This is a genomic window from Streptomyces flavofungini, assembly GCF_014650815.1.
GTDB lineage: Bacteria > Actinomycetota > Actinomycetes > Streptomycetales > Streptomycetaceae > Streptomyces > Streptomyces flavofungini.
On the sequence record NZ_BMVR01000023.1, the window covers coordinates 59,855 to 73,140 of the forward strand.

The 13,286-nt window shown below is 72.3% G+C and carries 10 protein-coding genes and 1 pseudogene; 4 read left to right on the plus strand and 7 right to left on the minus strand.

The annotated features are described in order from the left end of the window. Positions 1–23 precede the first annotated feature (23 nt). From IE274_RS37065 to IE274_RS37090, 6 genes are read right to left on the minus strand one after another with little or no spacing between them, the layout of a single operon-like run. A complete protein-coding gene (locus tag IE274_RS37065) occupies positions 24–2,777 on the minus strand; it encodes a hypothetical protein (protein ID WP_190120342.1) in 2,754 nt (917 codons plus the stop codon). 5 nt (positions 2,778–2,782) lie between these two features. After that, complete coding sequence (locus IE274_RS37070; protein WP_190120343.1) at positions 2,783–3,130, minus strand: hypothetical protein; 348 nt, start codon at positions 3,128–3,130, stop codon at positions 2,783–2,785. Further along, positions 3,127–5,796, minus strand: a complete 2,670-nt coding sequence (locus IE274_RS37075; RefSeq protein WP_190120344.1) for an ATP-binding protein — start codon at positions 5,794–5,796, stop codon at positions 3,127–3,129. Before IE274_RS37075 ends, IE274_RS37070 begins: the two co-directional genes overlap by 4 nt. Beyond that, positions 5,796–6,383: a hypothetical protein gene (locus tag IE274_RS37080; RefSeq protein WP_190120345.1), complete on the minus strand. Its 588-nt coding sequence runs from the start codon at positions 6,381–6,383 to the stop codon at positions 5,796–5,798. Before IE274_RS37080 ends, IE274_RS37075 begins: the two co-directional genes overlap by 1 nt. Further along, positions 6,380–6,718, minus strand: coding sequence for a hypothetical protein (locus IE274_RS37085; protein WP_190120346.1), 339 nt, complete (start codon positions 6,716–6,718; stop codon positions 6,380–6,382). The genes IE274_RS37080 and IE274_RS37085 overlap by 4 nt, the downstream gene beginning before the upstream one ends. Then, positions 6,718–7,632 carry a conjugal transfer protein gene (locus IE274_RS37090; RefSeq protein WP_229910063.1) on the minus strand — a complete coding sequence of 305 codons (915 nt, stop codon included), beginning with the start codon at positions 7,630–7,632 and terminating at the stop codon, positions 6,718–6,720. Before IE274_RS37090 ends, IE274_RS37085 begins: the two co-directional genes overlap by 1 nt. A gap of 1,783 nt (positions 7,633–9,415) precedes the next feature. On the opposite strand from IE274_RS37090, the gene IE274_RS37095 reads away from it, so the two are divergent. Both IE274_RS37095 and IE274_RS37100 read left to right on the plus strand, forming a co-directional pair. Continuing rightward, positions 9,416–10,339 carry a hypothetical protein gene (locus IE274_RS37095; protein ID WP_190120347.1) on the plus strand — a complete coding sequence of 308 codons (924 nt, stop codon included), beginning with the start codon at positions 9,416–9,418 and terminating at the stop codon, positions 10,337–10,339. Positions 10,340–10,371: 32 nt separating this feature from the next. Next, positions 10,372–10,929 (plus strand): hypothetical protein, encoded by a 558-nt coding sequence (locus IE274_RS37100; RefSeq protein WP_190120348.1) that lies wholly within the window; start codon positions 10,372–10,374, stop codon positions 10,927–10,929. Between the two features lie 206 nt (positions 10,930–11,135). Here the strand turns inward: IE274_RS37100 and IE274_RS37105 are convergent, their stop codons facing one another. Further along, positions 11,136–11,777, minus strand: coding sequence for a cytidine/deoxycytidylate deaminase family protein (locus tag IE274_RS37105; RefSeq protein WP_229910064.1), 642 nt, complete (start codon positions 11,775–11,777; stop codon positions 11,136–11,138). 314 nt (positions 11,778–12,091) lie between these two features. On the opposite strand from IE274_RS37105, the gene IE274_RS37110 reads away from it, so the two are divergent. Both IE274_RS37110 and IE274_RS40500 read left to right on the plus strand, forming a co-directional pair. Then, on the plus strand, positions 12,092–12,490 hold the full coding sequence (locus IE274_RS37110; protein ID WP_190120349.1) for a DUF5958 family protein: 399 nt from the start codon (positions 12,092–12,094) through the stop codon (positions 12,488–12,490). Positions 12,491–12,527: 37 nt separating this feature from the next. Further along, positions 12,528–13,283: pseudogene (locus tag IE274_RS40500) on the plus strand (YcaO-like family protein); the annotation flags it as partial. Between the last annotated feature and the right edge of the window lie 3 nt (positions 13,284–13,286).

Consider the following 13,286-nt stretch of genomic DNA (forward strand, 5'->3'; position numbering starts at 1 on the left):
CCGCGCGGCACGGCGAGTTGCTCTCATGCGCCGCCGTCACCGCCCGGGTCCTGGGCGTCGCCGTAGCGGCGCCGGAGCTCTTCGACCACCTGCCGGCGTTCCTCGCCGGACACTCCGCCCATCCGGTCCACGAAGCGGCGGCGCGCATCGGAGCCGGAGTCGGTGCTGGCGAAGCGATAGCGCATCGGTCCGGCCGGCCCCAGATCGAGGTCGGACGGATCTGGTTGGGGCCGCGCCGGTGATGGCCTGCCGGCGTTCCGGTTGCCTCCGGGGCCCGGTTGCCTCCGTGCTCCGGCCGGGCGCGGCGGGTGAGGCGGGTTGAGGGGCGGCGGAGGTGGGGCGGGCCTGGGCGGGGTGCGCAGCACCCGTGTGGCCGGGGCAGGTGATCCCCCGACGCCGCCCGCGCCGGGACCGCCGCCTCCTGGACCGCCGCCGATTCCGCCGAAGGGGCCAACCCCGCCCGGCCCGCCCCCGCCGCCCGGGCCTGCGGCAGGGGGTGCGTTGCGTCGCCAGGCCCGGCGGTCTTCGCGCACGGTGTTGCGCCACACCCGCAGTTGCTGGCGTGCGTCGGCCGAGTACCGGGTGGCGCCGGTGCGGGCCCGCCGGGTGGTGGTGGCCAGTCCCCACGTCGAGCCGTAGGCGATGCGGCCGCCGCGGTGCAGCAGGCGATAGCCCCGCAGCCGCACCAGGCGGTTGTGCGCGCGGGTGGACAGCAGCGTGCGGTCACGGTTCTGGTCGTGCAGCACTTCACCGGAGTCCTGGTCGGCGATGGTCCCGTCGTCCTCGCGGTAGCGGTCGCCAGGCCCGAAGCGACGCGAACCCCGCCCGTTTCCACCGGAGTTGCCGGAGCTGTCGTCGGGTCCGCTGCCCGGCGCGTCACCGTCGGCCGTGGGCTTGCGCATCCGCTCCAGGCTCTGGTCGGAGGGCCGTCTGCCGACCAGGAGGGCCCATGCTCCGCGTGCGCCCGGCCGGGCGCCGGTGGCGGCCATGGACAGGGGAGCCAGGCTGCGGGAGGCCTCGGCGCCCGCTTCGGACAGCATGGTCTGGGGATCGAAGGGCATCCCGGTTCCATCCGCCATCGCCGACAGCGAGCGCATCAGGCGCTGACGGGTACCGAGGCGGCCCATCCCGCCACCCATCGCACGTAGCCCGAACCCTCCGAAGCCGCCTTGGTGATGGACCCCCAGGGCCGCGCCGATCTCGGAGGAATCGCCCGGCAGGTGGGTACCGCCGACCTTGACGTAGCGCATCCGCAGGGCAAAGCGCTGCCCGGCCGTGGAGATGCCGCGCAGCAGCCGCCGGTGGAAGAACAGACCGGCGACCCCCAGGACGTTGAGGGCCAGCAGCCGCTCGGCGGGCACGTCGGGGCCGTTGGTCAGGACGGTGTCGACGCCGATCACGTACGAGGGCAGGAACATGCAGATCACGAACATGCCCGCGACGGAGACGGCCATCAGCCCGAGCCATTTCCACACCGCCTGGCGGGACGGGCCCGGCAGCATCGCCCAGATCAGCGTCACCCCGCCGACCGCGGCGGCGGCCGCGTCCGCGGCCTGCACGCCGAGCAGGACGAACGCCGACGACAGCGGGATCGCGGAGATCAGCAGGGTGGAGACGAACAGCAGCAGCGCGCCCGCCGTGCGCCAGCCGGTCGCTTCCTTGGCGTACGTCGCGCACGCCTTGCCCACCGGCCCGGCCTTCTCCAGATCCTTGAGGAACAGTGCGAACTGCGCGTCCTGGTCGGTGAGTACGGGGGTGGCGGCATCGAGGAGCTGTCCGCCCGGGGTGAGCTCGGGCAGCTTCTCGGACTGCTTCTTGCCCGCCTCGCCCTGTTCGCAGTACTTGCGTGCCGGTCCCCGGATGTGGCGGCAGGGGTTGTCCTTCTGCTCCTTGGGGCTGGCTTTGTAGCCGCCGGAGACCCACTTCAGGTGCAGGGCGTAGGCCTGGCGGTCGGACGTCTTGGCCGGGTCGAGGATCCGCCCGTACTGCACGAGCATGTAGCCCTTGACGACCAGGACGTTGGTGAGGGAGTCCTGAATGGGCCGGGCCACCTCGGCGGCCGAGTAGGGCCGGTCTTTCTCGATCTTGTAGCACTTTTCCAGGGCAGGGCCGGAGAGCCCGGCGTCGCACGGGCCCGCGTTCCCGCTGGCGATCTTGCCGCCCCAGTCGTAGGAGGCGACGGTGGCCTGAGCGGTCTCGGCAGCCGCCTGCTGGGTTTCCGCGAGCGGGCCGTTCTGGCCGAGGAGGTAGTCCGGGCGTACGAACATCGACGAGGCGAACGCCGCGATGAGGAGGGTGAGCGCGATCTCGCCGAGTCCGCGTGCGGCTCTGCCGCGCACGAAGAGGATCAGCCCGAAGACGAAAGCCCAGGTGAGCATGAGCCCCTTGAAGCCCAGGGTGTTGACGGCGATGTCGGTGTACGTCTCGGACAGCTCCTGTGCCGGATCGGCCAGCATCCTGATCAGCGGGAAGTGCAGGGCGTACTCGATCGCCCAGCAGGACACGCCGACCCACATCCGGGAGAGCGTGAACAGGCCCGACATGATCCACCCGTAGGCGTTGGTCTTGAAGGCGAAGACGCTCCCGCTCTGGGAGGACAGCTCGTAGCCGTCGATCGCCACCCCTTCGGAGCTGTCCACGTTCAGGGGGCTCATCAGGTCCCCGCCGCCGTCTGCCGCGCTGGCGACCTGCGCGTTGACCACGAGGAACACGATGGTGAGGAGCCCCACCGTCGCCAGGCTGCGCATCCGGCCGCGGTCGCAACGCCACAGGATCATGTCGGTCAGGCCCTTTCCACGCGGAGGAGGGCGACCAGCGCGAGGACCGCGGCGACGGGCGGCACCAGCAGCCAGGCGTCCAAGCCCCGCGACCGCGAGGCCGCCGGAGCGCCGTGGCTGGGTCCGCAGTACTTCCGGGCCGGACCGGTGACCATCGCGCACTTCCCGTCCGGGCGGGTTGTCAGCGCCGGGGCGGCGGCGGTTGCCGTCCTGTCCGCGGATGCGGCCGCAGCGGTCGTGGGCAGGGCACTCACCGAGCAGAATCCGGCGGCGAGCAGCAGGCAGGCGGTCACGGCGATGGCGGCGCGCTGGAGCGTCCAGCGGCGGGGCGCCCTGGTGCGGCTGTCCCTCACGGCGTGCCTTCCTTCTGGACGGACACCGGCGCGGCCTCGGCACCGGTGAGGGGCTGCGGGCGGGCACGGGCACGCAGTTGGTGGCCGGGGGTGGTGAAGATTCGGTCGGCGATGCGCCGGACCGAGGGGACGATGACCTTGACGCGGCCGGTGTTCTGCCGTGGGGCGGTCAGCAGGAATTCCCCGGCGCGGTCCTTGCGCCCCACGGGGGAGAGGCCGGTGGTGACCATCCGCACCAGCTCCGGGTCGTCGGGGTCCAGGCCGATGAACTGAAGTCCGGCGCGGGCGCGTTCGCGGTCAGTGGTGCGTCCCAGGGCCCGGTAGGCCATCAGGCCGCGGTCGGGCCCGAGCTCCTCGGCCGCGTGCGCGGCGGCGATGAGTCCGGCGCCGTGCTTGCGGCCGTCGTGGAGGACTTCGTGGACCAGGGCGGTGCCCTCGGCCGAGGAAGTGAGCCAGTACAGCTCGTCGGTGACGATGGCGCAGAACCGGGCCGGGTCGGTGAACGCCGCCTGGCGGGCCATCGCCGCGATCAGATACAGCACCGCCCTGCCGATCAGCGCTTCCAGGGGCTGCTGGTGGAGGATCTCGGGGTTGGCGAAGGCCTGCTTGGGCGGCAGTTTCAGCCCGGCCGTGGTGATCACGATGAGGTCGGAGGTGCCGGTGCCGTCCAGACGCACCGGCGCCAGCGCCGGGTCGAACACCATCGCCGCGAGGCGGTTACCTGCCACCACGCGCAGCAGCCCGGCCAGGGTGGCGGCGGTGTCCTGGCGCTTGCCGCTCTCCCCGGCCGCCATGTCGGCCAGGACCGCAAGCACGCGAGCCATAGACGCATCGGGCCCGGCGGCGGCCTGCTCGATGGCGTGGTGCAGCACCTCACCGTTGGTGGTCATCGGCCCGATGCCCAGTTGCAGGGTGAGGTAACTCAGCGCGTAGTGGCGCCCCTCGGGCCCGGGGAACAGACGCAGCGGGTCGATGGACAGGCCGGCCTGCGCGGCGTCGATGATCTGGCAGCGGCCGGGGGCGGCCGCCTCGGCGAACGTCGCCCACTCGCGTACCGGGGTGCGGTCGATGCAGATCGCCCGCCCGCCGCGGTCCACCACGCAGGAGCTGACGATCTTCTCCAGGACCGACTTGCCGCCCCCGAGATCCGAGACCGCACCGAAGGACGCGGATGCGTCGTGTTTCGGCGCGTCCGCGACGTTGATCATCACGGGGCGGGTGGTGCCGCAGTCCAGGTCCCGTCCCAGCAGGATGCCGTTCGGGTCGCCGACCTCGCTGTGGGTGAAGGCCCCGGACATCGCCCAGTCCTCGCTGAGCTGATACTGCGCGAACTCCCGCAGCCGTGGCGAGCGCACCGCCCCGGGCAGCCCCAGGGTGAACAGGTCGGTCTGCAGACCGGACGGGCGCACCGCCCGGTAGTCCGCGCCCGCCAGGAGCTTCTCCAGCGCCCGGGCCCGCGCGTCGCACAGCGCCGCACTCGGCCCCCACACATGCAGGGCGGTGACGGACTGGACCTCGACCTCCACCGAGGAACGGGACAGCCGCCCGTCCAGCTCGCCCAGATCACCGGCGGCGTCGGGAATCGAGGCTGGCATCCCCGTGGGCCGCGCATCGTACTGGTCGGCCTGGTCGACGAGTTCGTTCTTCTTGCGCTGCACCTGCTGGCGCGCCTTCTCCGCGCTCACCAGCGTCAGATCGACGGTGAAGTCGACGGGGAAGTCCAGCACTTCCAGCTGCGCGAAGAGATCCGCGGCCTCCACCGACACCGCCCGCGGACATTCCGCCAGCGCGAGGTGCGCCTGGTAGCCGGTGCCGGAATCGGTTTCGACCTCCAGCCACCGGCGCCGCAGCGGCGAGCCGACCGCCTTGTGCTGCCACCACTTAGCCCGGCCCCCGCTCCGGGCCGTGCGGCCGCCGGACAGGGCGCGGTCGGTGCCGCCTTCCTCCAGCCGCACCTGGCCGAGGTCGGCATAGCTCGGTGAGCGCAGCACGCCGCCGGTGATCTGACCGCCGTAGGCCTGACTGCCGGTGGCCTGGCTCAGCAGCGGCTCGGCAAGCCCCCGGTGCAGCGCGTGCTGGATCATCCACACGATCTCCGCAGGCTCCGCCGGCCGGTAGGGGACACCGCTCGACAGGTGCGCCTCCACCTGGGAGGCCTTCTCCCGGCAGGCGTTGACCTGGGCGAGCGTCACCGGCGCGGCCCGCAGCCCGAAGGCGTCGGAGACATCCGCCCACAGCGCGGCCGCCGACTCCAGCCCCTTGCTCTCGCTCTGCAGCGGCACGGCCAGCCACCACGTGCGCTGGTGCATCTCCTGCCCGTCCAGCAGATCGAGCGCCGCCTCGAGATGCTCCACCCACCCCGAGGCCTCGGTCAGCAGGTGGCCGTCCTCGTCCTCCAGGCCCTCGGTCATCCGCCACATCACCTCGGCGGCATCGACCTGGGCGCACAGCCCGAACAGCCGCGGCGTGCCGGACAGTGAGCGCACCATCGTCGTCACCTTGTCCAGCAGCTCGGTGCGTACTGGAGCGGGGATGTAGGTGCCGGGCACGGTCTCTTGTGTCTGGCCGTGTGCACCGGGGCCGGGATGGATCCGGTAGACCGCCCAGGCGTGGCCGTGGGTCGACCACAGCAGATGACCGGCGATGTGCCGGACGGGAACCCGCATCACCGTGCTCCTTGATCGGGGGAGAACTGGGCCCGGGCGAGCAGCGCTTGGACCGGCGAGACCGGGCCCGCCACGGGATCGGTCACCGCTCCGGCTCGCGCGCGCCGCGAGCGGGCGCTGGTCCGGGCGGGCCTCGGACGGGAGACGGGACGCCGCCGCGAAGGGGGTGGCGGCGCGCCCGCGGCGGGCTGGGGGAGGGCCTCAAGGACGAAGCCGCCGCCGAGGAGGCGGGCGGGACGGTCCCGGGCCGCGCGCTGGCCGATCCGGCCGCCCGCGGGCTGACCGGCCAGGGACACCAGGCCCAGGACGGCCGAGAGCGGGCTGCGCCCGCCGATCCGGGGCCGGCGCAGCACCCAGATCCCCACGATCCAGGTGCTCAGCACGAGAACACCCCCCATGGGCCCGAGCGCCGTCCACACCGACAGCGTCTTGACCAGCACGAAGCCGCCGATCACAGCGAGCGCGATCTGCGCCGCGTTGTAGGGGCCGAACGGGATGCGCCAGTCCGCCCACTTGCCGAGCACCCAGGGGTGGCGGCGCGCGGCGGTGTAGAAGCGAGCCAGCCGCGGCCCCGAGGCCGCGCTCACGTCCGCCCTCCGAACTGCCCGGCCCGCACCGGATCCTGGCGCGTGGAGGAGCCCTCGACGGCGGGCGCGCTCTGGGCGGGGTTTTCCACCTCGTCCTTGAAGATGTCCGCCAGGTCGTAGCGCGAGCTATAGAGGCCCAGCGCGATCACCATCAGAATCAGCGCGCCGATCCCCGCCTTGAGACTCAGCCGCTGCACCATCACTACGACCACGATCACGACCAGGCCCGCCTGCAGCCCCTTCGTCCCCCAGTCCAGAGCGGTCCCGATCCAGGAGTCGCCGAGGTCGGCCAACTTGCCCGCGAGGACCACCTGGTGCGCGGGGAGCGTGTCCATCACCGCTCACCGCCCGCGCTGCCCGCAGCCATGGCGGCGATCTCCCACCGGCCCCCGCGGGCGGCCAGGGTGAGCTCGTAGGCCAGCGGCCACCTGCCCTTGCCGTCCCGGGCCTCGATGTGGACCAGGACATGGGCCTGTGTGCCCGCCCGCGGCACCGAGTTGTCGGCGGCCGCCTCCTCGCGCGCGGCCACCTCCCGGACCGCGACCGACGTCGCGGCCGCCGGCGAGACCGCGGTGAGCTTCACTCCCGGCGCCACGTACCGGCCGACCTCGCCCTGCCCGGCCAGATACGCGGACAAGAACCCCCGGGCGGTGGCGGTCAGGGGACCGTTCTCGACCGTGACCCCGTACGGGGAATCCGGCACCGGCAGCCGTGCGGGCGCACCCACCAGAGCCGGAGCGGCCGTCACCGTGACCGCGCCCCCGTCGGAGGACACCGCCACGGGCACGGCGAAGTAGCGCACCGCATCGGCGTACTGCGCGGCCACCGTCACCGACCACACCGCGCCGCCCCGCGGCACGCTGCGCACCGGTGTCACCTGGCGCGGCGCGGGCGCGCCGTCCCGCCGGGTGGGGAGAGCCACGTCCGGGCCCATCGCCTGAGCGTGCTCCGCGGCCGGACCGGAGAGGTCGGTGGTGCTGCGCAGCCAGGCGTCCACGAACTCGGCGGCGTACCCGGCCGGGTCGGCCACCGAAGCGATCTGCGCGGTGCGCTGGGGCGTCGGCGCCGGAGCGGCCGCACTGGGATGGGAGGGCTGAACGGCGAACACCAGCAACGCGAGCGGGCCGGCGGCGAGCGCCGCCCACACCGCGAGGCGGCCCAGCCGCACCCGGCGGTGCATCTGGCTGAGCGCCGCACCGGCGGCCACCGGCGGCCCCGCCGGGTCCGGTGATGCGTGGGAAGAAGGCATGAGGTGGTCTCCCGGAGAGAGCGTGGAGGCTGATACCGAGAGACAACCCAGCGGCCCCGACCGGCTGACCGACCAGCGCGCCCCGACCACAGCGACGAATCGGTCACGAAGAAGCGGTCACGGCAGCGGTCGCGCTACCACCGCCTCGACCACCGGCGCGGCGACGATGACCGGTGCGAGGCCAGCACCGCGCGAGCACCGACCGCCGCCTCGTGACCGATGGCGCGCGGCTCTCTCCTCGCTGCGCGGGCGGGGTTCGTCAGGCAGCCCACAACTGCGCCCGCCTGACGCGGGGCGGAGCGGGTACGCGTCGACGGCCCCGGCAGGCGGGCTCGGCAACTCCTGCCCCAGTGGCAGTGACCTGCGTGGTCGGGGCACCGTCAGCCGGTGGTGGTCGGGTTCTACCACCACACCGGTCCGCGCCCGCAGCGTGATCCCGAAGGTCTCCCACGCCCTGGGGAATCGGTGACCGGAACGGCCACGCGCCCACGCGGGAACCGGGCGCGGGCATCGGTCACCACTCACACCCCGAGGGGATGACCGGCAGGACACAGCGGTCGTGACCGGTGACCGATACTGCGGAATCAGTCACCGGTCACCCACCCGCACGGCCATCGGTCACGGCCACCCCTCACCCCGTGCACGGTGCGCCGCGCGTCCGGGCGACGGCAGAGGACGGCGACCACCGTGCCCGCCGCAGCTTGTGATTCCTTCGTAATCCTGGTCGGGGGCCGGTGGTCGCCAGGGTGGTCGGGGCCGGCGGGTTGCCTGACATGCATGAACCACGCTCCTCGTGCCGCGGCCGCCCCGCCCCGAGTCCGCGTCGCCCCGATGCCCTGCGCGGCACCCGCAGCTCGCGCTGCCCGCGCGCCGGAACCCACCGGCAGCAGCCGCACGCCCGGGCGTGCTCGGGTGGCGCGGGGCGGGACGCCACGGTGAGCGGCTACGGATCGGGGATCCGCCGCGGGCAGATGGCGGGTGACCACTTCACCCAGATCGCCAACGCCCTCTTCCGCGACCGGCGGATCAGCTTCCGCGCCAAGGGGATCTTCGGACTGATCTCCACCCACCGGGACGGCTGGAAGGTCAGCGTCGCCGAGCTCGCGCGCGCCGGTCCCGAGGGCCGCGACGCGGTCACCAGCGGCCTCGAGGAACTGGAGAAGTACGGCTACCTGACCCGCGGCCGCGAACGGCGCGCCGACGGCACGCTGGGCGCCGCCGTCTACTCCATCACCGACATGCCCGCACACCTCTACGACCTGCTCGGCGACCAGGCACCCACACCCCTCACCGAGGACGGGAAAGTCCGCAGGTCATCACCAGAGTCGGAAAAGCCTGCGCTGGCTCAACCTGCGCAGGCCCGACGCCCCACAAAGAACACCACAGTCAAGAAGACCACCCAGCAGAACACCACCCCCGTCCATCCCTCCGCCCCCGACGCGGCCGTGAACGCGCGCGACGACCGCCCCTCCACCGGGCCCGCCCCGCAGCCGCCGCAGCCCGGCCCTCGCATCAAGGCTACCCCCGGCGTACGGCTGCTCCTGGCCATCGGAGCCGAGCACCCCCATCTCCTGCTGACCGGCCCCGCCCTCCAGGAGCAAGGAGCGGTGGCCACCCAGCTCCTCACCGAAGGATGGACGCCCGAACTCCTGCGCCACGTCATCGCCGACCGCCCGCTGCCCACCCCGCTGCGCTCGACGGTCGGCGCCATCATCGCCACGGCACCACCCGGCCGCACCACCCGGCGACCGGCTGAGTGTCCACTCACCGACCGAGGGAGACCATGCCCCCCTACCCACACCGCAGCAGCCTTCTCCTGCTCCCCTTCGCCGACGACCCGGGCCGCCTGGAGCGCGCGGAGCACCGCGCCCGCCGCCAGCCCTTCCGTACCCAGATCCACACCGACGAGCGCACCGTCTGGGGATGGCTGCGGTGGGCACTTCCCAGTGACTCCCGCTCGGGCGAGGACACGTGCCCACTGCTGGAGATCGGCATCAGGCCGCCCGAGCCCTCGCTACGCGACCGGTGCGCACACCGGTGGCTCACACGACGCCCCGCGGCACGCGTCGCACTCGACCGCGGCGGCACCGTCACCCTCGCCATCGCCCTCGTCTCCCTCATCGGCCTGGTCCTCGCCCTCGGCAGGGACGCCCCCGGCGCCGTCGCCATCCCGCTGACGCTGCTGCTGCCGCTCCTCGTCGACCACCTGCCCGCACGCCTCGATGCCCGTGCCCGGCGCCGCGTGCGCACCGTCACGGACCCCGCCTCCGTCACCTACCTGCGACCCCTCGTCGCCTGGCACGCACAGATCGACCACACGGCCCGGCACCACCCCACACCCGAACAGCTCGACGCCGCCCGCCTCAGCCACCGAGCCCTGTGGGACCTCGCCGGACTGCTCAGCCAGCCCACCAGCCCACCCCACGATCACCGGGACCTGCTCATCCGCGCTCACCTGCTCGCCGACCTCGCCTACCAGTCCGTCGAACACGCCACCGCCCACCACCAGCTCGAGGACGCCATCACCTGCCCGCCCAAACCCCACGGCGACCGACAGGGCAGCGGCGTCGAGGGCCCTCCGGCCGGAAACGAGCCGACGGCGCCCACCGCCGAACTCGCCCTCGGCGCTGAAGCCCTGCACGACGCCGCGGCCGCCGCACGCTACGCCACCGGATGCCTGCACCGTCTCGACAAGTCCCGCACTTGACCCACGAACGCGACGCGAAAGGACCGACCGCCATGCACACCTACCAGCCGCCCACGCCCACAACGCCCCGCCTGTACCTGCTCTTCGTCCACGAGCCGTACTGGCCGCCGCAGGGCACTACCGAGGTCAACGCCACCATCGTCGCGGCCGCCACGCTCCTGCACCCCCGCGTCCTGCAGCCCGACGGACTGCGCATCCACGACCTCCTCTCGAGCGGACAGCGCAAACGCGGCGAGATCGTGCCGATGGCCACGCTCACCGCCGAACTCGGCGACACCGGATGGAGGAACGTCGCAGCCTGGGAGCGGGTCGCCGTAGACCTGCTCACCCTGTCGCGCTTCGGAGACTGCCACGCGCTCTCCGTCGCCCTGCCCGCCGTGGACCGCGCCCTGCTGTGCAACGGCCCCGACGTCACGATCAACAGCTTCGACTCGGCCTCCGGCAACTGCGAGGTTCATGGACCCGCCGACCGTGAATCCTTACTGCGCACCCTCACCGAATGGCTGCGCCAGGCCGAGGCGGAGCGGCCGCTGTGGCCCGGCGACACGCTCCTGCCCAAGCCTCACCCCGGCACCCAGGACGAGGCATAGCCTGCTGAAGTATCCGACCGCATCGACGGGTTGGCGCTTCGAGCGGCTCTTTCCGAGAATCGCCGGGGCGCCCCCCGCAAGGGGTTCGTCGAAAGCGCCGTCGGGCTCTGACTGAGGCCGCCCGTGCGGGAACTTGCGAAAGCTTCGGCGCCATCTCACGGCGCGAGCCCGGCCGCGCTACGCGGGGCGTGTGACGTCGCGGATCATCACGTCTTATCGGACTGTGGGAGTCCGAGGAGATGAGCGTTGACGGCGTGGGCGGCGTCGGCCCAATCCGGGAGCTCATCGACGATGACGCCGTCGGCGCGGAGCGTCTCCACACCGACGCAGTCGGCGACGAGCAGGCTGGGCTCGCGCCAGGCGATGATGACGCGGCTGATCTGTGTGCGAAGGATGTGCTCGGTACAGGTGACCGGTCTCGACTTGCGCTGGGAACAGGGTTCCAACGTGGTGTAGAGGGCGGAGCCGGTGAGCCTGGCGTCGGCCGGGTTGAGCTTGCCGAGGGCGCTCTCCTCGGCATGGACGTGCGGGTCGTCTTCCCGCGAGTAGCCGCATGCCAGCTTCTGGCCGCTGGCGTCCACGAGCACGGCGCCTACAGAGAAGGCGCCGTCGGAGGGTGGGCAGCGGCCTGCGAGGTCGATGGCCTGCCGCATCCACATGCGGTCCATGGCAGTGATAGTGCCGCCGTGTCCCCGCACGCGCAGCCGGGCGGCCATCGCCTCCCGGCGCACCTGGGCCATCATGGCATCGCCGCTGGCTCTGACGGTGGATCGGACCACCTCCTCCATCGTCATGCCCGACGCGAAGGCGAGGTGCTCCCTGCCCAGGTCGTCTTCCTGCTCATCCATCGTGCCCCTCCCACGGCGCCAGGTGCCCCAGGGCGCACGCTACGGGGCCCACCCCGTCCGTGGCAGCCCGGAGTGAAAGCGCTCCCGACCACAGGGCGACAGCTACCTCAAGGCCAGAGGTTCCCGCACAGGCCCGCCTGACTGGAGATAGCTTCCAGTGCCGTGCCGATGCCTCTCGCAATGAGTTGGTGTTCGAGCAGCTGCGCAAGGCAGAGTGGCGTGGTCAGTGAGCTGTGGGTAGAAGCCCTGAACTGGGTGGATGTGAATCCGCTCCAGCACCACGGCCGAGCGCCGCCTGATCTCACGGGGCAGTCATGAACGAACGCGACTTCCGACTCAATGAACTCGTTCAGGGCCTGCGCCCGATGCCCGAGGGGGTCGAATGGTTCGACGGCCTCGACTCGGCAGAACAGTCCGAGGTCCTGCTGTTCCTGCGCCATCATTGCGTCCAGGCGCGCGCTGTCGCCGAGGATGCCGAGGAGAGTATCCGCCGTGCCGGGCTGCGCCCAACGCACACGCCGGCAGTTCTGATCTCACAGGGCCGGATCGACCAGCAGCTGGGAAAGATCGCTGGTCTCACACCTCTCGACGAGCGCCGGAAGGCGTTCAGGCTACTGATCGCGGTGCTCACGGTCGCCGACAAACGGCGCCGCGAGCGCTTCTGTTCCGGTGGCTGCGGTCACTGGTGGCACAGCCTGTCCGCCGCTGGTTAGGACCGTCGACTGCCTCGCCGCGGCGCTGCCGTTGAAGGTGTCCAACTACGGGTGGGCCCTCGATGAGGTCCGCCTGGAGTGGACGTACGGGACCGGGCTGACCAGCGGGCGCAAGGTCGAGGTGCCGGTCAGCGTCGTGCGCCGCCAGGCACAGCCCACCTTGTGGGAGCCGGACCTGTTCCGGGTGACCAGCACCGGCCTGGCCTGTGGCAACACCCGCGACGAGGCACGTCTGCACGCCATGTACGAAGTCGTCGAACGAGACGCCTTGTTCGCCGATGAGACCGTGCACGGCACCTACCGCACGCTCATCGATCCGGCCACGGTCGACGACCTGTACTGCCTGCGCCTGCTCGGCCAGCTGCGGGAGGCGGGTGTGAGCGTCGAGCTCGCGGTCGTCGACAACTCCTTCGCCCTGCCGGTCTGTCTCGCCTGCCTGTGGTCGCCCGACTATCCCGCCACGTTCGCCGGAGCCGGCTGCCACCTGCAGCCGTGCATCGCGCTTGCACGCGCGATCACCGAGGCAGCGCAGTCCCGCCTGACCTGCATCGCCCGGACCCGCGACGACCTGCCCTCCCACAACGGCCTCTTCGACACCGCCCCGCCCCGCCCGGACGGCACATCGCAGAGACCGTACGCCCTGTGGAACCTGTGGCCCACCCGCCGGGGCCTTCCCGCAGACCTCGCGGGCCAGGCCAGGCACGTCGCCCGCCGCATCACCCACATCACCGGGCACGAACCAGTGGCCCTCGACCTCTCCGAACCCGCTGACCCGGTCGCGGCTGTCAAGGTCATC

Bases quoted from the DNA above. Each gene is read 5' to 3' on its own strand.
- IE274_RS37065 (WP_190120342.1), bottom strand. From the start codon at position 2,777: ATGATCCTGTGGCGTTGCGACCGCGGCCGGATGCGCAGCCTGGCGACG.
- IE274_RS37075 (WP_190120344.1), bottom strand. From the start codon at position 5,796: ATGCGGGTTCCCGTCCGGCACATCGCCGGTCATCTGCTGTGGTCGACC.
- IE274_RS37085 (WP_190120346.1), bottom strand. From the start codon at position 6,718: ATGGACACGCTCCCCGCGCACCAGGTGGTCCTCGCGGGCAAGTTGGCC.
- IE274_RS37090 (WP_229910063.1), bottom strand. From the start codon at position 7,632: ATGCCTTCTTCCCACGCATCACCGGACCCGGCGGGGCCGCCGGTGGCC.
- IE274_RS37095 (WP_190120347.1), top strand. From the start codon at position 9,416: ATGCCCCCCTACCCACACCGCAGCAGCCTTCTCCTGCTCCCCTTCGCC.
- IE274_RS37100 (WP_190120348.1), top strand. From the start codon at position 10,372: ATGCACACCTACCAGCCGCCCACGCCCACAACGCCCCGCCTGTACCTG.
- IE274_RS37105 (WP_229910064.1), bottom strand. From the start codon at position 11,777: ATGGATGAGCAGGAAGACGACCTGGGCAGGGAGCACCTCGCCTTCGCG.
- IE274_RS37110 (WP_190120349.1), top strand. From the start codon at position 12,092: ATGAACGAACGCGACTTCCGACTCAATGAACTCGTTCAGGGCCTGCGC.